General features: G+C 46.0%; 16 protein-coding genes and 1 other RNA gene. 15 read left to right on the top strand and 2 right to left on the bottom strand.

Annotation, left to right across the window (positions count from 1 at the left end; genetic code table 11):
• Positions 1-2 precede the first annotated feature (2 nt).
• Positions 3-401, bottom strand: a complete 399-nt coding sequence (locus AACU28_RS22345) for a YraN family protein (protein WP_121603607.1) — start codon at positions 399-401, stop codon at positions 3-5.
• Positions 388-2,205, bottom strand: a complete 1,818-nt coding sequence (locus AACU28_RS22340) for a penicillin-binding protein activator (RefSeq protein WP_121603606.1) — start codon at positions 2,203-2,205, stop codon at positions 388-390. Before AACU28_RS22340 ends, AACU28_RS22345 begins: the two co-directional genes overlap by 14 nt.
• Before the next feature lie 61 nt (positions 2,206-2,266).
• Here AACU28_RS22340 and rsmI point away from each other — a divergent pair, with 61 nt between their 5' ends.
• From rsmI to ftsZ, 15 genes are all read left to right on the top strand, one after another.
• Positions 2,267-3,133 (top strand): 16S rRNA (cytidine(1402)-2'-O)-methyltransferase, encoded by an 867-nt coding sequence (rsmI, locus tag AACU28_RS22335; protein WP_004735998.1) that lies wholly within the window; start codon positions 2,267-2,269, stop codon positions 3,131-3,133.
• Between the two features lie 196 nt (positions 3,134-3,329).
• An RNA gene (gene rnpB, locus AACU28_RS22330) (RNase P RNA component class A) lies at positions 3,330-3,769 on the top strand.
• A 228-nt stretch (positions 3,770-3,997) separates the two neighbouring features.
• On the top strand, positions 3,998-4,948 hold the full coding sequence (gene rsmH / locus AACU28_RS22325; protein WP_004735996.1) for a 16S rRNA (cytosine(1402)-N(4))-methyltransferase RsmH: 951 nt from the start codon (positions 3,998-4,000) through the stop codon (positions 4,946-4,948).
• Positions 4,949-4,951: 3 nt separating this feature from the next.
• Positions 4,952-5,269 carry a cell division protein FtsL gene (gene ftsL, locus AACU28_RS22320; RefSeq protein WP_004735995.1) on the top strand — a complete coding sequence of 106 codons (318 nt, stop codon included), beginning with the start codon at positions 4,952-4,954 and terminating at the stop codon, positions 5,267-5,269.
• Complete coding sequence (locus tag AACU28_RS22315) at positions 5,266-7,023, top strand: penicillin-binding transpeptidase domain-containing protein (RefSeq protein ID WP_102539547.1); 1,758 nt, start codon at positions 5,266-5,268, stop codon at positions 7,021-7,023. Before ftsL ends, AACU28_RS22315 begins: the two co-directional genes overlap by 4 nt.
• Before the next feature lie 18 nt (positions 7,024-7,041).
• Positions 7,042-8,526 carry a UDP-N-acetylmuramoyl-L-alanyl-D-glutamate--2,6-diaminopimelate ligase gene (gene murE / locus AACU28_RS22310; protein WP_102538597.1) on the top strand — a complete coding sequence of 495 codons (1,485 nt, stop codon included), beginning with the start codon at positions 7,042-7,044 and terminating at the stop codon, positions 8,524-8,526.
• A complete protein-coding gene (locus tag AACU28_RS22305) occupies positions 8,526-9,899 on the top strand; it encodes a UDP-N-acetylmuramoyl-tripeptide--D-alanyl-D-alanine ligase (protein ID WP_017087505.1) in 1,374 nt (457 codons plus the stop codon). Before murE ends, AACU28_RS22305 begins: the two co-directional genes overlap by 1 nt.
• Positions 9,896-10,978, top strand: coding sequence for a phospho-N-acetylmuramoyl-pentapeptide-transferase (gene mraY / locus AACU28_RS22300; RefSeq protein ID WP_004735991.1), 1,083 nt, complete (start codon positions 9,896-9,898; stop codon positions 10,976-10,978). The genes AACU28_RS22305 and mraY overlap by 4 nt, the downstream gene beginning before the upstream one ends.
• A 57-nt stretch (positions 10,979-11,035) precedes the next feature.
• On the top strand, positions 11,036-12,352 hold the full coding sequence (gene murD, locus AACU28_RS22295; RefSeq protein WP_121603605.1) for a UDP-N-acetylmuramoyl-L-alanine--D-glutamate ligase: 1,317 nt from the start codon (positions 11,036-11,038) through the stop codon (positions 12,350-12,352).
• A 22-nt stretch (positions 12,353-12,374) separates the two neighbouring features.
• A complete protein-coding gene (ftsW, locus tag AACU28_RS22290) occupies positions 12,375-13,571 on the top strand; it encodes a cell division protein FtsW (RefSeq protein WP_004735989.1) in 1,197 nt (398 codons plus the stop codon).
• Between the two features lie 12 nt (positions 13,572-13,583).
• Positions 13,584-14,645: an undecaprenyldiphospho-muramoylpentapeptide beta-N-acetylglucosaminyltransferase gene (gene murG / locus AACU28_RS22285; RefSeq protein WP_017077683.1), complete on the top strand. Its 1,062-nt coding sequence runs from the start codon at positions 13,584-13,586 to the stop codon at positions 14,643-14,645.
• 13 nt (positions 14,646-14,658) lie between these two features.
• Positions 14,659-16,119 carry a UDP-N-acetylmuramate--L-alanine ligase gene (murC, locus tag AACU28_RS22280; RefSeq protein WP_017084769.1) on the top strand — a complete coding sequence of 487 codons (1,461 nt, stop codon included), beginning with the start codon at positions 14,659-14,661 and terminating at the stop codon, positions 16,117-16,119.
• Positions 16,120-16,397: 278 nt separating this feature from the next.
• On the top strand, positions 16,398-17,090 hold the full coding sequence (locus AACU28_RS22275; protein WP_004729846.1) for a cell division protein FtsQ/DivIB: 693 nt from the start codon (positions 16,398-16,400) through the stop codon (positions 17,088-17,090).
• Complete coding sequence (gene ftsA, locus AACU28_RS22270; RefSeq protein WP_004729844.1) at positions 17,083-18,351, top strand: cell division protein FtsA; 1,269 nt, start codon at positions 17,083-17,085, stop codon at positions 18,349-18,351. The genes AACU28_RS22275 and ftsA overlap by 8 nt, the downstream gene beginning before the upstream one ends.
• 31 nt (positions 18,352-18,382) lie before the next feature.
• Positions 18,383-19,612: a cell division protein FtsZ gene (gene ftsZ, locus AACU28_RS22265; RefSeq protein WP_017084771.1), complete on the top strand. Its 1,230-nt coding sequence runs from the start codon at positions 18,383-18,385 to the stop codon at positions 19,610-19,612.
• Positions 19,613-19,635: the final 23 nt, after the last annotated feature.

Genomic DNA, 19,635 nt, shown 5'->3' with positions numbered 1-19,635 from the left:
GTTTATCCTTGGGTAATCGCGTTTTGAATCCAGTCGATATTGTCATTCGGCCCTTCTATGGCAACGATATCAAACCTGAAATCTGTAGAGTGCACCGACAAGCCTTGCTGCATAAGCCAAACATTGGCTGTTTTGAGCAGCTTCTGTGACTTTTTTGCTGTCACCATTTCGGCGGCATGTCCGTAGCGGGTTTGCTTGCGGTATTTTACCTCAGCAAACACAACCGTATTGTTATGGCGCATTATAAGATCAATCTCGCCACATTTAGCTATGAAGTTTTCTTGAATTAACGATAATCCGTGGCCAACTAAATAATTTTTAGCCACGGTCTCGTATTTATCACCCACTTGTTTGTGGGTGATTGTTGGTTTGGACAGGTACTTTCGGCTAAAAAGCCCCATGCTCTGCCCAGCTGATTTCACGTTGAACAACACAGTTGTTGTCGATGGTTAACACGCCGGTTTCACCTGGAATGCTGTAACCCTGTACGGCTTTCATCTGTGGCAATGCATCCATTAGGTAGTAGGCATCCATCCCTAGTGCTTGCAGACGTTTTTGGCCGTTTGAATGTGCAGGCCATAGGTCGTTTAGCTCTTTGTTAAGCTCGTTCTTGCTCTCAACCAATAGTGGGATGTCACTGTAGAACACACCCGTTAGATCTTCGTACTGCTTGTCACCGCTGTTGCTGCGTGAGTTTGAGAACAAGGCTGGTTGGTCAGCATCTGGGTTAATCGCGACTTCAATGAAAGGCTTAATCAACGTAAGCTCTGAGTTCTTCGCCACAATGTAAACAGAGTCGATATCACGACGGCTGCGCGGTTCAGTTTCTAGATCTAGGTTAAGTAGCCCGTCCATTTGAGCGATACGTTGTTGGCTCTCTTGTAAGCCGAATACCTGATTCACATTGCGCTGAAGTTGGCGCTTGTCAGAGAATAAGGTAATCGCGACTTCGTTGTTGCTGTATTTTTTCCACTCTTTCTCAAACGCTTGTTTAACGCGGTCACCTAAACGCCCTTTTGGCGCAAGAATAAGCGGGTACTTGTAGCCTTGAGCAAAAAGGTGTTTCGCTGCCTGAGCGACTTCTTGCTCTGGCGAAAGAGCGAGATAGCAAATATTGGTATCAGGTTCTAGCTGCGTCGGAATATTTAGAGCTAAAGCTGGAATCGAATTTTCGTGGTTTTTCTGCGCTTGCTGAAGCTTGGTAATATTGCTCTTAATCAGCGGGCCAACGATGAAATCTACTTTGTTCTCTTCCAGTGTCGCTTTAATTTCAGCAGCACTTTGTACGTTGGTGTCCATAACCGTTAGCGTTGCGTTTTCTTCGCGCTCTTTGTCATTCATCATCGCAAAGATGAAACCATCACGCACAAGCTGTGCTTGCTTGCCGTACTTACCCGTGAGCGGCAGTAATAGCGCAGTGCTAGTTGGTTTACTGATCTCTAGCGCCAATATGTCAGTGACCGCCTGAGGTGTGTATGTTGCTGCTGGGTGACGAGGGTTCTCAGCTAGCCAATCAGACAGAGTTTTCTGTAGGTCTGGAAGGTTAGAGTTCAGCGTCTTCATATAAATAGCCAGCTGTAACCAACCTGCTAGAACGTCTTCTGTCGGAGAAGTCTTAAGTTCTAGAATCTCATATTGAGAGTAGCTATTCAGGTTCTGCCAAATACGGTCGGCAGCTTGTTGTTGGAGCTCGTCGTCAGCGTCTAGATACTCTGAATAAAGAACTAACTCACGGCTTGCTTCAAAATACTCGCTTTGCATTTCAGAAATGTTCGCGCGTAGCTCGTGATAATCTTTCCACTGCTCGTTCGGAAGTTTCCACCAAGGCTGGAAGTTCAGTTGGCTATAAGCTTGTTCAGGCTGCGAGTTATTCACCAACAGTTGAGCGCGCGCTAATTGCCATTCCGCTTGTTGAACTTCACTCAGCTCTTGTTTGGCTAAGCGCTTGATAAGCAGAGTCGCTTGATCGGTTTTTCCAGCTTGCACAGAAGCCTTAAGTGCCATGATTAACCAGTCGTTTTGTAGACTTCCTTTGCTACTATCCGCCTGCATCATGTAACTTTCAGTTGATTGCGCTGGATCTAGTGTAATATCAACACGCGTTGGTGCTTGAGGACCTGAAGAACAAGCCGCCAATGTAATTGCTAATGCAATTGGAGTTAGTAAGCGTGGTACACTGAGTCTCTTATGGTTCATCGTTGCCATGAGTTCTTTAAATTCCGTATAAATTTGTATCTATATTAATCGTTGAAGTGATGGTAAACAAATGACAGATAACAAAACCTTGCTCACAGAGAGCCCAACTCTCTACATTGTGCCAACCCCAATCGGAAATTTGGGAGATATCACTCAAAGAGCAATTGAAATTTTATCAAGTGTCGATGTTATTGCAGCCGAAGACACACGCCACACGGGTAAGCTGCTTGCTCACTTCAATATATCCACCAGAACGTTCGCTTTACATGATCATAATGAACAAACTAAAGCACAAGTTCTAGTCGAAAGGTTATTAGAAGGTCAGTCTATCGCATTAGTCTCTGATGCGGGTACTCCTTTAATCAGTGATCCAGGTTACCATCTTGTCTCACAATGTCGTCAAGCGGGTGTGAGAGTTGTGCCACTTCCCGGTGCTTGTGCTGTAATTACCGCACTCAGTGCGTCAGGTCTGCCGTCGGATCGTTTCAGCTTTGAAGGCTTCTTACCGCCAAAGAGCAAGGGTCGCAAAGACAAGTTCTTAGAGATTGCAAAAGCAGAGCGCACATGTATTTTCTACGAATCACCGCACCGTATTACGGATTCTTTGCAGGACATGCTAGAGATCTTAGGACCAGACCGTGAGGTCGTTTTGGCTCGTGAGCTAACCAAGACATTCGAAACCATTCAAGGATTACCATTAGGTGAGTTGATTGAATGGATAGAAGAAGACTCGAACCGCAAACGTGGAGAGATGGTGTTGCTGATCCATGGTCACCGTGAAGAAGCGAGCACCGATCTGCCAGACGAAGCAACTCGCACACTCGGCATTCTAACCAAAGAGCTACCCCTTAAAAAAGCGGCGGCGATGACAGCAGAAATCTACAATCTGAAAAAGAACGCTTTATACAAATGGGGCTTAGAGCATCTAGACAACTAGAGAGCTCTTTATAGACTAGGTACCTATTTATAGAGTAGATAACCTTTATTGAAAAAGCTTCTGAGGAATGATGGTATTACCGTTATTCCTCTTTTTTTGTCTAGATTGTGTAAAAATCATGCATTCGATTAGAGGTTTGCAGCATATTTGTGATCTCGCTAGACACTGCTCACTAATCTCTATACAATCCGCCCTCGGAGTTGAACGGGTAATCGCTGCTTTGCTGATGTCCTTCGGGAGACTGACGTTGAGGTCCTTCGGGAAACTGACGTTGAAGTCCTTCGGGAGACTGGTAGAGGGGAGGAACGTCCGGGCTCCATAGAGCAGGGTGCCAGATAACGTCTGGGGGGCGCGAGCCCACGACAAGTGCAGCAGAGAGAAGACCGCCGATGGCCTCATTTCTTCGGAAGAGGCACAGGTAAGGCTGAAAGGGTGCGGTAAGAGCGCACCGTGCGACTGGCAACAGTTCGTAGCAAGGTAAACTCCACCCGGAGCAAGATCAAATAGGCCCTCGCATTGCGCTGCTCGCGTATGGGGGCGGGTAGATTGCTTGAGCCTGTGAGCGATTGCAGGCCTAGACGAATGGTTACCGCCGCGCAAGCGGAACAGAACCCGGCGTATGTGTCAACTCCACCTATATAAAGAACCCATCATTACTTAACGGTAGTGATGGGTTTTTTGCTTTATATTGACGTAAATGATTTAGATTTCCTTAGAATCCTTCACCCTGATATGAGCTTGGGTCAAAAATTCCCAAAGCCTATACACAATATGGTGGAGATACGGCGTGAAATCAGTACACTAAAACGTTAATAGAACAAATTATTGCCGAACTAATGGCTCAATCCACTCACTGAGAAGACTATGACAGAAGCATTCAAACATATTTCAGTATTGCTTAACGAATCTATTGACGGACTTGCGATCAAACCTGACGGTACCTACATTGATGGTACTTTTGGCCGTGGTGGTCACAGCCGTACAATCCTGTCTAAACTGGGCGAGAATGGACGACTCTTTAGTATCGACCGCGATCCACAAGCGATTGCTGAAGCTCAGAAGATTGATGATCCTCGTTTTACGATTATCCATGGTCCATTTTCGGGTATGGCTGAATATGCAGAGCGTTATGACTTAGTCGGTCAAGTGGATGGCGTATTGCTGGATTTAGGTGTTTCTTCACCACAGTTGGATGATGCTGAACGTGGCTTTAGCTTTATGAAAGATGGTCCGCTGGATATGCGCATGGACCCAACAACAGGTGTTCCTGTCTCTCAGTGGTTAGTTGAAGCGGATCTTGATGACATTACATGGGTTATTCGTGAGTTCGGTGAAGACAAACACGCTCGTCGTATCGCGAAAGGCATCATCGCTTATCAAGAGAATGAAGAGAACGAACCGCTAACGCGTACTGGTCAACTGGCTAAGCTTATCTCTGACGTCGCTCCAAAGAGCTTCAAAGAGAAAAAGCACCCAGCGACACGTGCTTTCCAAGCATTCCGTATCTACATCAACAGCGAACTTGAAGAGATTGATACCGCACTGAAAGGCGCAGCAAGCATTCTTGCTCCTCAAGGTCGTATTTCTGTTATCAGCTTCCACTCGCTTGAAGACCGCATGGTGAAGCGCTTTATCCGTAAAGAGAGCCAAGGGCCACAGGTTCCTCACGGTTTACCGCTAACAGAAGATCAAATTAAAGCTTTAGGCAGTGCCGATCTAAAACCAATTGGTAAAGCGATCAAGCCTTCTAAAGATGAAGTGGATGAGAATACTCGTTCGCGTAGCTCAGTACTACGAATCGCAGAAAAGCTATAGTCAATGAAGACCTCCAAGCCTAACTTAGCCAAGATAATATTTTTTGATTTGATCTCCGTGGGCAAGGTTCCATTGGTACTTCTTATCTGTATCTTTGCGAGTGCGATGGGGGTCGTTCTTACGACACATAATTCACGTCAGGCGATCACGAAAAAAGACATGGCATTAGTGGAACGAGAACAGCTTGATGATGAGTGGCGAAATTTAATGCTTGAAGAGACGGCTTTGGCTGAACATAGCCGCGTTCAAGCATCGGCAAAACGAGAGCTAGACATGAAACGTCCAGACTCTGACAAAGAAGTTGTGATCACACTGAAATGACCGGTAAAAAGGAAAAATCACCCGCCAAACCCGTTAAGAAATCAACGAAAGAGCGAGTGAAGAGCGAAAAGGATTCGGATCCAATTCTTATTAAATGGCGTTTCAACGTCGTTATTGCTTTCGTGTTTCTTGCCTTTGCTGCACTCGTTGGTCGTGTGGCTTACATCCAAATTATTGAACCAGATAACTTAATCCGTCAGGGCGATCTTCGCTCGGTACGTGTTAAGGCTATTCCTTCCGCCCGCGGCATTATCTCAGACCGCAATGGCGAACCGCTTGCTGTGAGTGTTCCAGTTGAGGCGGTATGGGCCGACCCGAAAACGATTTTCGATAAAAATGGCATGGCCCAGATTGATCGTTGGTATGCGTTAGCTGATGTACTTGGCTTAGAACGACAATCGATGATCGACAAGATCTCTAGCAACAAATCCCGCCGATTTGTTTACCTACAAAGACAAGTTAGCCCAGCGATGGCTAAGTATATTCGTGAACTAAAGCTGGTGGGTGTTGGCCTGAAAGCGGAATCTCGACGTTACTACCCCGCAGGCGAAGTCAGTGCACACCTTATCGGTGTTACCGGCATTGATGGGCACGGTTTGGAAGGCGTTGAACGCAGCTATGACAAATGGCTCACGGGCGAAGCGGGTAAGCGGACGATTCGTAAAGATCGCTATGGACGCGTTGTTGAAAACATTGCTTTAGAAGAGCGTGAAGAAGGCAAACCACTCGAATTAACGATCGATCAACGATTACAAGCCATTGCTTATCGAGCGATTAAGCAGGCCGTGGCCGATCACAAGGCGACTTCAGGCTCTGCGGTATTACTCGATGTGAAAACGGGTGCCGTGTTAGCCATGGTTAATGCCCCTTCTTATAATCCGAATAACCGCTCTGACTTACAAAGCTTCAAAATGCGTAACCGCGTGCTCACCGATGCAATGGAACCTGGCTCGACCGTGAAACCTTTTGTGGTTTTGGCGGCGCTAGAGAACGGCACTGCAGACCCAGATATCGTGATTGATACTGGCAATGGCATTATGCAGATCGGTGGTAGTCGTGTACGAGATTCTTCTAAAGTCGGTAAGGCTGACTTAGCGTTGATCCTCAAGAAGTCGAGTAACATCGGTGTTGCTAAATTGGCGCTTAACATGCCACTTGAAGCCTTGCTTGGGATGTACAGTTCGGTTGGTCTAGGCGAGATGTCTGGGCTGAATTTGGTTGGTGAAACGAGCGGTATTTTCCCGAATCGCCGTCGTTGGTCAAAGTTTGAAATTGCGACCTTAGCGTTCGGTTATGGCTTGTCTGTTACGCCGATGCAGTTGGCACATGCCTATGCGACGTTAGCTAACAAAGGTTTGTATGAGCCGATTCATATTATTAAGAGTAACGACCAAGATTTTTCTAAGCAAATCATCAAGCGCGAGAACGCTGAGCTGGTTTTGAATATGCTAGAAGGGGTGACTCAAAAAGGCGGTACGGCGACAAGAGCTGCCGTTCCGGGTTACCGCGTTGCAGCCAAAACGGGTACCTCTCGTAAGGCTGAAGCTGGCGGCTACAGTGATGAATACATCGCGGTTACCGCAGGCTTTGCTCCAGTTAGTGATCCAAGAGTGGCATTGGTTGTTGTGGTCAATGAGCCTCAAGGCGACCTTTACTATGGTGGTTCAGTCGCAGCCCCCGTCTTTTCTGAAATCATGAAGGGCGCACTGCAAATAATGAACGTCCCTGCTGATGAAAATAAGTTTCAAGAATAGAGTTAATCAGGATTCAATATGAGTAATAGCCTCACGCTGTCATCTTTACTTTCTCCTTGGGGAGACTTTAGTTCACCTGAACTGGAGTCGATTGCTGTTGAGCAATTGGAGCTAGATAGCCGAGCCATCAAGGAAGGTGATATTTTTGTTGCCGTAGTCGGACATGCTGTTGATGGCCGTCGTTTTATCGACAAAGCGGTCGCACTGGGAGCTCATGCTGTTATTGCACAGGCCGATGCTGAAAAGCCTCATGGTCTGATTGAATGGTTGGATACTGTCCCTGTTATTTACATTAACAACCTTAACTTGGTGCTATCTGAGTTAGCTGGTCGTGTTTACTCGTCTCAAGCGACTAAGTTGATTGGTGTTACCGGCACCAATGGCAAAACCACCATCACCCAATTGATTGCTCAATGGCTTGATCTCGTCGGTCAACGCTCAGCGGTAATGGGCACCACGGGTAATGGTTTCTTAGACAATCTAAAAACCGCAGCGAACACCACAGGCAGTGCCATCGAAATACAGCGCACACTGAGTGAGTTAGCTGCAGAAAAAGCTATCTACACGGCAATGGAAATCTCTTCTCACGGTTTGGTGCAAGGTCGAGTAAAGGCTTTGGACTTTGAGGTAGGTGTATTTACTAACTTGAGTCGTGATCATCTTGATTACCACGGCACGATGGAAGAGTACGCATTGGCTAAGAAGAGCCTGTTTACTCAACACAAATGCAAGCACGCAGTGATCAATGTGGATGACGAAGTGGGTAAAGCTTGGATGCCGGACTTATCCAATGCTATTGCAGTGTCACTGTTACCGCTAACGGGCTATCAACAGTCGGTGTGGGCATCTGATGTCGCTTATGCAGAAACCGGTATCAAGCTCTCTTTCGATGGTAGCTGGGGGCAAGGGAAGCTTTCTGTTCCACTGATTGGTCAGTTCAACGCATCAAACGTACTGGTTGCTTTTGCGACTTTGCTTGCGTTGGGTATCGACAAGCAAATCTTGGTCGACACTGCGCCTCAGCTTCAACCTGTGATTGGCCGTATGGAGCTTTTCCAAGTTCCTAGCAAAGCCAAGGTGGTTGTCGATTACGCTCATACACCCGATGCGCTAGAGAAAGCATTGGCAGCACTGCGCGTGCATTGCTCAGGAAAACTGTGGGCAATCTTTGGTTGTGGTGGAGATCGCGACACTGGTAAGCGCCCAATGATGGCTGCGACCGCAGAGCAGTTCGCCGATAAAATCATTATTTCAGATGATAACCCTCGCAGCGAAGAACCGGCACTGATTGTCAAAGACATGCTGGCTGGCTTAAGTAAACCTGAAGCTGCGTTTGTCGAACACGATCGCTATCAAGCCGTTAAGTTTGCGCTTGAGCAGGCAGGCAGCGATGACATTATTCTTCTGGCTGGTAAAGGCCATGAGGATTACCAAGTATTGAAAGACAAAACGGTACATTACTCAGACCGAGAGTCTGCGCTTCAACTTTTAGGTATTTCATAATGATTGATGTATCACTTGAGCAAATCTGCTCCGTGGTCAGTGGTGAGCTGATTGAAGCGGGCAACTCGAACAATAACGTAATCAATGCAGTTTCAACGGATACTCGTACCGTTGAAGAAGGCGCCTTGTTTGTCGCTATCGTTGGAGAGCGTTTCGACGCGCATGACTTTTGCCATCAAGCCGTTGAAGCAAACGCGAGCGCGTTGTTAGTCGAACGAAAACTTGACCTAAATATTACTCAAGTTGTTGTCGAAGACACTAAACTTGCTTTAGGTGAACTAAGTGCTTGGATTCACAAACAATGTGACGTGCCAACGATGGCGATTACAGGCAGCTGTGGCAAAACGACCGTTAAAGAGATGGTGGCGAGCATTTTACAGCAACGTGGCAAGGTGCTGTTTACGGCGGGTAACTTCAATAATGATATTGGTGTGCCTTTGACCTTGTTACGCAGTGAACCCAATGATGACTATGCTGTGATCGAATTAGGCGCTAACCATATTGGTGAAATTGCCTATACCACTCAGCTAGTGAAGCCACAAGTTGCCTTAGTTAATAATGTAGCCGCGGCTCATTTAGAAGGCTTTGGTTCTATTGATGGTGTGAAACAAGCGAAAGGTGAAATTTTTCAGGGGCTTGCTGCTGGTGATACTGCTATTGTTAATTTAGAGAGCAACGGTGGTGATTTTTGGAATGAAGTACTTGCGGATAAAACGGTTCTGACATTTTCTGAAGGTAGTCGTGAAGCCGATTATTTTGCTGAAAATATCGAAATCAACGACCAAGGCGAAGCTTGCTTTGATATGCAAACACCACAAGGTGCTACGGCTGTTGAACTTGGTATTATTGGTCAGCATAACGTGGCGAACGCGTTGGCGGCTGCAGCGTTGAGCATTCAATTTGGCGCAACGCTTGATGAAATAAAAAGTGGTTTAGCGAATCTTATCTCGGTTAAAGGACGAGTTGAGGTTCAACAATTAAGTCAGAATATCAAGCTGATAGATGACAGTTATAACGCCAGCGTACCCGCGATGAAGGCGGCAGCCAAACTGCTGTCGAGCTTCAAAGGTCAACGTTGGTTGATTTTAGGCAATATGGCTGAATTAGGCGACGAAAGTCTTGCACTTCACCGTCAAGTCGGTGAATATGCTGCCCCATTCGCTTTTGAGCATGTACTCACTTACGGTGATGATACCAAGGTGATTAGTGAGGTCTGTAACGGTACCCACTTTGCAACGCATCAAGCGATGATCGCGCACATAGAGCAGCACTTACGCTTGCCAGAAAACGCGTCACATACCTTGTTGGTAAAAGGCGCGAATAGTGCAGGAATGAGTAAAATAGCCGCTGCTTTAAAGGAGAACTTTTCATGATAATTTGGCTTGCAGAGCTACTACAGCCACACCTTTCTTTTTTCCGTTTGTTCGAATACCTATCGTTTCGTGCAATCGCGAGTATTTTGACGGCTTTATGTCTGTCGCTGTGGATGGGACCTCGTTTAATTGAGCGTCTGCAAATGCTACAAATTGGCCAAGTTGTTCGTAATGACGGCCCTGAATCTCACTTTAGCAAACGTGGTACACCAACCATGGGTGGCGTGATGATCCTAGCTGCGATCATTATTACGGTATTGATGTGGGCTGATCTTTCCAATCCTTATGTTTGGGCTGTATTAGTTGTACTTGCTGGTTATGGCGCGGTCGGTTTTGTTGATGACTACCGTAAAGTGGTTCGTAAGAACACCGATGGCTTGATTGCTCGCTGGAAGTACTTCTGGCAATCGGCTATTGCATTGGTTGTGGCATTTGCTCTGTATGCTCACGGGCACGATACTGCAGCAACTCAATTGGTGGTTCCTTTCTTTAAAGATGTGATGCCACAATTGGGTTTATTGTACATCGTACTGACTTATTTTGTTATTGTGGGTACAAGTAACGCGGTGAACCTAACAGACGGCCTAGACGGCTTGGCCATTATGCCAACGGTTATGGTTGCTGCTGGTTTTGCTGTGATTGCTTGGGCAACAGGTAACGTTAACTTTGCAGCATATCTACACATTCCATACATTCCATACACCTCTGAACTGGTTGTGGTATGTACTGCTATCGTCGGTGCCGGACTTGGCTTCCTATGGTTCAACACTTACCCAGCGCAAGTATTCATGGGCGATGTTGGCTCACTAGCGCTTGGTGGTGCACTGGGTGTGATCGCGGTGTTAGTTCGCCAAGAGTTGGTACTGGTTATCATGGGCGGTGTGTTTGTAATGGAGACCTTGTCAGTTATTCTGCAGGTGGGCTCTTACAAATTGCGTGGTCAGCGTATTTTCCGCATGGCTCCGATTCACCACCACTATGAACTGAAAGGTTGGCCAGAGCCGCGCGTAATCGTGCGCTTTTGGATCATCTCAATGGTATTAGTACTGGTTGGCCTAGCGACACTGAAAGTTCGTTAATCTTATGTGAGCCTCTGATCAGAGGCTCTTTAAAACTATTAAGAGCATCTTGTTTAAATGGAACGTTGGCAAAATATTCAAAATGTAGTGGTTGTGGGGCTCGGTATTACCGGGCTCTCTGTCGTTAAACATCTCGTAAAATATCAGCCTCATACTCATGTGAAGGTGATTGATACTCGAGAGCTACCACCAGGAAAGGAATCTTTACCTGAATCGGTAGAACTGCATTCTGGAAGTTGGAATAGCCAATGGTTAGCGGAAGCTGATTTGGTGATTGCTAACCCAGGTATCGCCTTAGCGACGCCTGAAATACAAGATGTTATTCAAGCGGGAACTCCGGTTGTTGGCGATATTGAACTGTTTGGCTGGGCGGTAGACAAACCTGTTGTGGCTATCACAGGTTCCAATGGCAAGAGCACAGTGACCGATCTAACGGGTGTACTTGCAAAGGCTGCTGGTCTTAACGTTGGTGTTGGTGGCAACATCGGTATTCCTGCCTTAGACCTTCTTGAGCTTGATGCTGATTTATATGTCCTTGAGCTTTCAAGCTTTCAGCTAGAGACAACATCCAGTCTCAACCTTGCAGCGGCGGCCTTTTTGAACTTGTCAGAAGATCATATGGATCGCTATCAAGGCATGGCCGATTACCGTGACGCCAAATTAAGAATTTTTAACAACGCTCAGTACGCGATTGTAAACCGCGAAGACAAAGAGACTTATCCTGACCATACGATGTCATTGGTGACCTTTGGACTTGATGACCAAGAGTTTGGTGTATCAATGGTCGATGGCACCGAATGGCTAGTGGATAATGGTAAGTCAGTACTTGCTACTCAAGATTTAACATTGGTTGGACGTCACAATGTGGCAAATGCGCTAGTCTCGCTAGCACTGCTTAAACAAGTCGGTATTGATTACAGCAAAAGCCTTGAAGCTCTGAAGGCCTACAATGGTTTAACGCATCGTTGCCAAGTGGTGGCTGATAAGCGTTCTATTAAGTGGGTTAACGACTCGAAAGCAACCAACGTAGCCAGTACATTAGCGGCTCTGTCGGGCTTAGAATATCAAGGCACCTTGTATCTTCTGGTTGGTGGTGTAGGTAAGGGCGCTGATTTTAGTGAGCTTGAACCTGTGTTGTCACAGCTAGAGCGTGTTCAACTGTGTTGCTTCGGTGAAGATGCCGCGCAATTTATGCCATTGCATCCATCGGCTAAGACGTTTGATACCATGCGTGACATTATCGAGAGTGTCTCGAAGCAGTTAGTTGCCGGTGATATGGTGATGTTGTCTCCAGCGTGTGCGAGCTTCGATCAATTTAATAACTTCATGGCGAGAGGTGATGCGTTCACTGACCTTGCCCATGAGTATGCCTAACGTGTTGAAGGACTAACATTCAGTGCAAAGAGTGAAAGAGATTAATCAATCCATTTGGCAATGGCTAAACCGTGCCACACCAGAGGCGCTCTACGATCGTCAGTTGGTATGGATTGCTCTTGGACTGATGCTGACCGGATTGGTGATGGTAACGTCTGCTTCGTTCCCAATCAGTGCACGTTTAACTGATCAGCCGTTTCACTTTATGTTCCGCCATGCCATTTTCCTTGTGTTGGCGTTAATCGTATCCAGCGTCATATTGCAAATTCCAATGAAACGTTGGTTTCAATACAGTATGTACTTATTGGGTTTATCCTTCTTTTTGCTGGTCGTGGTATTGGCTGTCGGTAAGTCGGTTAACGGTGCATCGCGCTGGATCCCTCTTGGATTATTTAACTTACAACCCGCTGAAGTCGCTAAGTTGTCGCTGTTTATCTTTATGGCGGGTTATTTAGTTCGTAAACAAGATGAAGTGAGAAAAACCTTCTTCGGTGGCTTTGGTAAACCGATCATGGTATTCGGTGCTTTTGCTGTGTTACTACTTGGCCAGCCCGATTTAGGTACGGTAGTTGTAATGCTGGTGACCTTGTTCGGAATGTTATTTATCGCAGGAGCCAAGCTTTCACAGTTTATTGCTTTGATGGTGGCGGGTATTGCTGCGGTCGTTGGTTTGATTGTGATAGAACCTTATCGTGTTCGACGTGTTACCTCATTTTGGGAACCGTGGAATGACCCGTTTGGCAGTGGCTACCAGTTAACTCAATCGCTAATGGCATTTGGTCGTGGTGATTGGATGGGGCAAGGCCTTGGAAACTCGGTTCAGAAGTTAGAATATTTACCAGAAGCACATACCGATTTTGTGTTTGCGGTATTGGCTGAAGAGTTGGGTTTTGTTGGCGTGACCTTAGTGCTGATCCTTATTTTTAGTTTGGTGCTTAAAGCCATTTTAATTGGCAAAAAAGCCTTCGAGAACGACCAGTTATTCAGTGGTTATCTTGCCTTTGGTATTGGTATTTGGTTTGCTTTTCAGACGCTTGTTAACGTAGGTGCTGCATCGGGTATTGTTCCGACCAAAGGTCTAACCCTGCCGCTTATCAGTTACGGTGGTTCAAGCCTTATCGTCATGTCAGTAGCGGTTTCTATGCTGCTGCGTATCGATCACGAATGCCGAATACAACAAAAAGAACAAGCCGACAATCAAAACGAATTAGTAGAATAAGAATCTAACGTGATGAAACAAAACAAAAAACTTTTAGTGATGGCTGGTGGAACTGGCGGTCACGTTTTCCCAGGGTTAGCGGTGGCGAAAAAGCTTCAGCAACAAGGTTGGGAAATTCGCTGGTTAGGAACCGCAGACAGAATGGAAGCGGATTTAGTGCCAAAGCATGGTATTGAGATCGACTTCATCAAGGTGAAAGGCCTGCGTGGTCAAGGCATTAGCAAGCTAATTAAAGCGCCATTCCAGATTATTAATGCCATACTTCAAGCAAGACAGCACATCAAAGCATGGCAACCAGATGTGGTGCTTGGAATGGGTGGTTACGTGAGTGGCCCCGGTGGCATCGCGGCATGGTTATCCGGTATTCCTGTAGTTTTGCATGAACAAAATGCAGTTGCAGGTTTAACCAACCAATGGCTATCTAAAATTGCTAAAAAAGTATTCCAAGCTTTCCCTGGTGCTTTTCCAACGGCTGACGTTGTTGGTAACCCTGTGCGTGAAGATGTTGTTGCCTTAGCAGAACCCGAGCAACGCATGGCAGAGCGTGACGGCGATATTCGAATCCTAGTTATGGGTGGCAGCCAAGGTGCTAAAATTCTTAACGATACTCTGCCTGTAACATTGGCTCAGTTAGGCGCTGGTTTTACTGTGATGCACCAAGCTGGTAAAAACAATCAACAGCAAGTGATTGAACAATACAAATCACATTCTGTTGATAATGTTCAAGTGACTGAATTTATTGATGATGTGGCGCAAGCTTATGAGTGGGCAGATCTATTAGTGTGTCGCTCAGGTGCATTAACCGTATCAGAAGTGTCTGCAGCCGGTGTGGGTTCTATCTTCGTTCCGTTTATGCATAAAGACAGACAGCAAGCGTTGAATGCCGATCACCTAGTTGAATGTGGCGCAGCGTTAATGATTGAACAGCCTCAATTGACGGCTGATAAGCTAGCGAACACGATTGCTCAGCTTGATAGAAATGAATTAAAAATGATGGCAACAAAAGCTCGTCAAGCAGCCAAGCTTGATGCTGATGTGACCGTCGCTGAAGCGATTAAAGCTTTAGCAAAATAATGAGATTGAATTGATGACGATTGAACATACCCAAGACTTAGCGCAAATCCGTGCAATGGTGCCAGAGATGCGCCGTGTTAAATCTATCCACTTCATCGGTATTGGTGGCGCAGGAATGAGCGGGATTGCTGAAGTCTTGCTTAATGAAGGCTACCAGATCACGGGTTCTGATATTGCTCAAAACCCAGTGACCGATCGTTTAGTTAGCAAGGGTGCTACCGTTTACATCGGCCACCAAGCAAGTAACGTTGCTGATGCAAGTGTGGTGGTGGTTTCAACCGCTATCAACGAAGAAAACCCAGAGATTATTGCTGCTCGTGAAGCGCGTACACCTATCGTTCGTCGTGCAGAAATGCTGGCTGAGCTGATGCGTTTTCGTCATGGCATTGCTGTGGCAGGTACGCACGGTAAAACCACTACGACCGCGCTAGTGACACAAATATATTCGGAAGCGGGTTTAGATCCAACTTTCGTAAACGGTGGTTTGGTAAAAAGTGTTGGTACCAATGCTCGCCTAGGTTCGAGTCGTATTCTTATCGCTGAAGCCGATGAAAGTGACGCGTCATTCTTACACCTGCAACCAATGGTTAGTATTGTGACTAACATTGAAGCGGATCATATGGATACCTACGGCGGCGATTTTGAAACGCTAAAGCAGACGTTTATTGATTTCTTACACAATCTGCCATTCTACGGTCAGGCTGTGATGTGTGTTGATGATCCGGTAGTACGTGAGCTTATTCCTCAGGTTAGCCGTCAAGTGATTACCTACGGCTTCTCAGAAGACGCTGATATCCGCATTGAAAACTATGTACAACAAGGTCAGCAAGGCAAGTTTACGGTTGTTCGCAAAGGTAAAGCCAATCTCGATATTACGTTGAACATTCCCGGTCGCCATAACGCACTGAACGCATCAGCGGCGATTGCGGTTGCGACGGAAGATGACATCAGCGATGAAGCGATTCTAAAAGCGATGGCTGGAACGGAAGGCACTGGTCGTCGTTTCGATCACCTTGGTGAATATGAAACGGGTAAGGGTGTTGCAATGCTGGTCGATGATTACGGCCATCACCCAACCGAAGTTGATGTCACCATTCAAGCTGCGCGAAGTGGTTGGACTGATAAACGTCTTGTGATGATCTTCCAACCGCACCGTTATAGCCGCACTCGCGATCTGTATGATGACTTCGCGAACGTTCTTGAGCAGGTTGATGTGCTTATTCTGTTAGATGTTTATTCTGCAGGTGAGAAACCTATTGCAGGGGCTGACGGACGCTCGTTAAGTCGAACTATTCGTGGGCGTGGTAAGATTGATCCCATCTTTGTTGCTGATATCAACACGCTGCCGTCGGTTTTAGCCAACGTTATTCAAGGCGGAGACCTTGTTTTAACACAGGGTGCTGGTGATGTTGGTCGTGTAGCGAAGCAACTTGAATCGCTACAATTAGACATTAATAAGATGCAAAACGCGTAACAGAATACTGTATACAGACTGTGGTTGATCGCTCACTTCTTGCGATTGACCTAAAATTGACCAAAAATCTTATTATCAACGTTTGATAGTTTGATTTTGCTCAGTATAATTCATAGGTTAAAGTAAGTGCTTTTACCTCTATTACGAAGATAGGGAATAGAATTGCGAACCAACGACAGGGAATGCGGGCTTTGGTAGAAAGTACTTTTAGCGAAAACCGCCACCTATTCAGTTTACCATCGCTAAAGAAACACGCTGTAGGCGGGTCTTTTTTTGTCATGGTACTGCTATTCATTGGATTTCTTTTCTATACCACACTGACTTGGATGTGGGACGATCAGCGATTGCCTCTCTCCAAAATAGTACTTCAAGGCGACTTAACTTACGTAACTGCTGGTGATGTTCAACATGCCTTTGGCGAGCTAGAGCATATTGGAACGTTCATGTCGCAAGACATCGGTGTGTTGCAAGACAGTTTAGAAGCGTTACCTTGGGTTTCAGTGGTGTCCATTCGTAAGCAGTGGCCAGACACAATAAAAGTATTTTTGACTGAGTATCATGCAGCAGCAATCTGGAACGGTAACATGCTGTTGAATGATAATGGTCAGGTGTTTAATGGTGATATCGGTCTTTTGAAGGGCGATAGAGTCAAGCTTTACGGCCCAGACGGCACCAGCCAAAAAGTGATAGAAAAGTGGCGACAAATAACCCCTTTGATTAACAATCTAGGGTTAACCGTTACCTCGCTCGTTCTCAATGAGCGCCGCGCTTGGCAAATAATCCTAGATAACGGTATCCGTTTAGAACTAGGTAAAGATTCTTTAGATGAGCGTGTTGAACGCTTCATTTCGCTTTACAACGAACTTGGTAGTAAAGCGAATCAAGTGAGCTACATCGACCTCAGGTATGATACGGGAGCCGCTGTAGGCTGGTTTCCAGAGCAAGAGTTAGAAGAGAGCACAGATGACTAAGACCGCAGATGACAACATAATCGTTGGTCTTGATATAGGCACTGCGACCATATCAGCTCTAGTTGGTGAAATATTGCCTGATGGTCAAATCAATATCATTGGTTCAGGGCAAAGCCCATCCAGAGGTATGGATAAAGGTGGTGTAAACGACCTAGAGTCGGTAGTGAAGTCAGTTCAGCGAGCCATTGATCAAGCAGAGTTGATGGCGGAATGCCAAATCAGCAATGTGTTTATCTCGCTATCGGGCAAACATATCGCAAGCCGAATTGAAAAAGGCATGGGCACTATTTCTGATGAAGAGGTGTCTCAAGATGATATGGATCGAGCGATCCATACCGCGAAATCAATTAAAATAGGTGATGAGCAGAGAATTCTGCACGTGATTCCACAAGAATTTACCATCGATTATCAAGAGGGGATCAAGAATCCACTTGGTTTATCTGGTGTTCGAATGGAAGTCAGTGTTCATCTAATTTCTTGCCATAGCGACATGGCGAGAAACATTATTAAAGCTGTTGAACGATGTGGTCTCACTGTAGAACAAATCGTGTTTTCAGGACTTGCCTCAAGCAATGCGGTAATTACTGACGACGAGAGAGAGCTTGGAGTATGTGTTGTTGATATTGGTGCTGGTACGATGGATATTTCCATTTGGACTGGCGGCGCATTACGACACACAGAAGTCTTTTCCTACGCAGGAAATGCAGTAACCAGTGATATTGCCTTCGCTTTCGGCACGCCAGTGAGCGATGCTGAAGAGATAAAAGTAAACCACGGTTGCGCTCTGAGTGAACTCGTAAGCAAGGATGATTCTGTTAACGTCCCTAGTGTAGGTGGCCGTCCATCGAGAAGTTTGCAAAGACAAACTTTGTCGGAAGTGATTGAACCACGTTACACTGAACTTATGGGTCTCGTTAACCAAACTATTGATACGGTTCAATTACAGCTACGAGATGAAGGTATTAAACACCACCTTGCAGCTGGCGTCGTTCTCACTGGTGGAGCGGCACAAATTGACGGATTGGTAGAGTGTGCGGAACGTGTTTTCCGCAATCAAGTTCGAGTTGGTAAGCCGTTAGAAGTTAGTGGCTTAACTGACTATGTTAAAGAGCCGTATCATTCTACGGCGGTTGGTTTACTTCATTACGCAAGAGATTGTCAGATAAGTGATGAGGGTGATTACAGCGAACCTAAGCGTTCAGCACCTTCTATGTCAGGCTTGTTTGGTAAATTGCGTAATTGGATACAAAAAGAGTTTTAACCTGAGTTGCAGGAAAAAACGGAGATAACACATGTTTGAACCGATGATGGAAATGTCTGACGATGCAGTAATTAAAGTCGTTGGAGTTGGTGGCGGTGGCGGTAATGCTGTTGAGCACATGGTACGTGAATCGATCGAAGGCGTAGAGTTCATCAGTGTTAATACTGATGCACAAGCCCTTCGTAAAACGAGCGTGAGCAGCGTGATCCAAATTGGTGGTGATATCACTAAAGGTTTGGGCGCTGGTGCAAATCCACAAGTAGGCCGTGATGCAGCTCTCGAAGATCGAGAAAGAATTAAAGAAGTTCTAACTGGCGCCGATATGGTATTTATCGCAGCTGGTATGGGCGGTGGTACAGGTACAGGTGCTGCTCCAGTTATTGCTGAAGTTGCGAAAGAGCTGGGTGTGCTAACGGTTGCTGTTGTAACTAAGCCATTTAGCTTTGAAGGCAAAAAGCGTTTAGCGTTTGCTGAGCAAGGTATCGAAGAGCTTTCTAAACATGTGGATTCTTTAATTACGATTCCAAATGAAAAGCTACTTAAAGTACTTGGCCGTGGCGTAACACTGCTAGAAGCTTTCGCAAGTGCAAATGATGTACTTAAAAACGCTGTACAAGGTATCGCTGAGCTAATTACTCGCCCTGGTATGATTAACGTCGATTTCGCGGATGTTCGCACTGTGATGTCGGAAATGGGTCATGCAATGATGGGTAGCGGTATCGCAAAAGGTGAAGACCGTGCTGAAGAAGCTGCTGAAACGGCAATTTCTAGCCCATTACTAGAAGACATCGACCTAGCTGGCGCGCGTGGCGTTCTTGTGAACATCACTGCAGGCCTAGATATGCGTTTAGATGAATTCGAAACTGTGGGTAATACAGTTAAGGCATTCGCTTCTGATAACGCAACGGTTGTTATTGGTACCTCTCTAGACCCTGATATGACGGATGAAATCCGTGTAACTGTTGTTGCAACAGGTATCGGCACAGAGAAAAAACCAGACATTACTCTAGTTGCTGGTGGTAAAGCAAAAGTAGCGCCAACGCCTCAACCTCAAGTTGCTGTTCAAACAGCAGCAAAAGTGGAAGAGAAAGTGGCACAACCATTGCAGGAAAAAACTGAGGTAAAACCTCAAGTTAAACCACAGCCAACAACGTCACCTGTTTCTTCGGGTACAGGCGCTAGCCAGAGTGCAGCACCTAAAGCTGAGAAAGAGAGCGGATATTTAGATATTCCAGCATTTTTACGACGTCAGGCTGATTAACAAATACCCAAAATTTGACTATC

This window comes from Vibrio sp. SBT000027, from assembly GCF_963894355.1.
Lineage (GTDB): Bacteria > Pseudomonadota > Gammaproteobacteria > Enterobacterales > Vibrionaceae > Vibrio > Vibrio splendidus.
Note: the sequence above shows the minus strand (reverse complement) of the source record. Positions and strands in the feature narration are given on the sequence as shown.

What these genes read in the sequence shown, in the direction of transcription:
- AACU28_RS22345 (WP_121603607.1), bottom strand. Translation starts at nt 401, where the DNA reads ATGGGGCTTTTTAGCCGAAAGTACCTGTCCAAACCAACAATCACCCAC.
- AACU28_RS22340 (WP_121603606.1), bottom strand. Translation starts at nt 2,205, where the DNA reads ATGGCAACGATGAACCATAAGAGACTCAGTGTACCACGCTTACTAACT.
- rsmI (WP_004735998.1), top strand. Translation starts at nt 2,267, where the DNA reads ATGACAGATAACAAAACCTTGCTCACAGAGAGCCCAACTCTCTACATT.
- rsmH (WP_004735996.1), top strand. Translation starts at nt 3,998, where the DNA reads ATGACAGAAGCATTCAAACATATTTCAGTATTGCTTAACGAATCTATT.
- ftsL (WP_004735995.1), top strand. Translation starts at nt 4,952, where the DNA reads ATGAAGACCTCCAAGCCTAACTTAGCCAAGATAATATTTTTTGATTTG.
- AACU28_RS22315 (WP_102539547.1), top strand. Translation starts at nt 5,266, where the DNA reads ATGACCGGTAAAAAGGAAAAATCACCCGCCAAACCCGTTAAGAAATCA.
- murE (WP_102538597.1), top strand. Translation starts at nt 7,042, where the DNA reads ATGAGTAATAGCCTCACGCTGTCATCTTTACTTTCTCCTTGGGGAGAC.
- AACU28_RS22305 (WP_017087505.1), top strand. Translation starts at nt 8,526, where the DNA reads ATGATTGATGTATCACTTGAGCAAATCTGCTCCGTGGTCAGTGGTGAG.
- mraY (WP_004735991.1), top strand. Translation starts at nt 9,896, where the DNA reads ATGATAATTTGGCTTGCAGAGCTACTACAGCCACACCTTTCTTTTTTC.
- murD (WP_121603605.1), top strand. Translation starts at nt 11,036, where the DNA reads ATGGAACGTTGGCAAAATATTCAAAATGTAGTGGTTGTGGGGCTCGGT.
- murG (WP_017077683.1), top strand. Translation starts at nt 13,584, where the DNA reads ATGAAACAAAACAAAAAACTTTTAGTGATGGCTGGTGGAACTGGCGGT.
- murC (WP_017084769.1), top strand. Translation starts at nt 14,659, where the DNA reads ATGACGATTGAACATACCCAAGACTTAGCGCAAATCCGTGCAATGGTG.
- AACU28_RS22275 (WP_004729846.1), top strand. Translation starts at nt 16,398, where the DNA reads ATGGTACTGCTATTCATTGGATTTCTTTTCTATACCACACTGACTTGG.
- ftsA (WP_004729844.1), top strand. Translation starts at nt 17,083, where the DNA reads ATGACTAAGACCGCAGATGACAACATAATCGTTGGTCTTGATATAGGC.
- ftsZ (WP_017084771.1), top strand. Translation starts at nt 18,383, where the DNA reads ATGTTTGAACCGATGATGGAAATGTCTGACGATGCAGTAATTAAAGTC.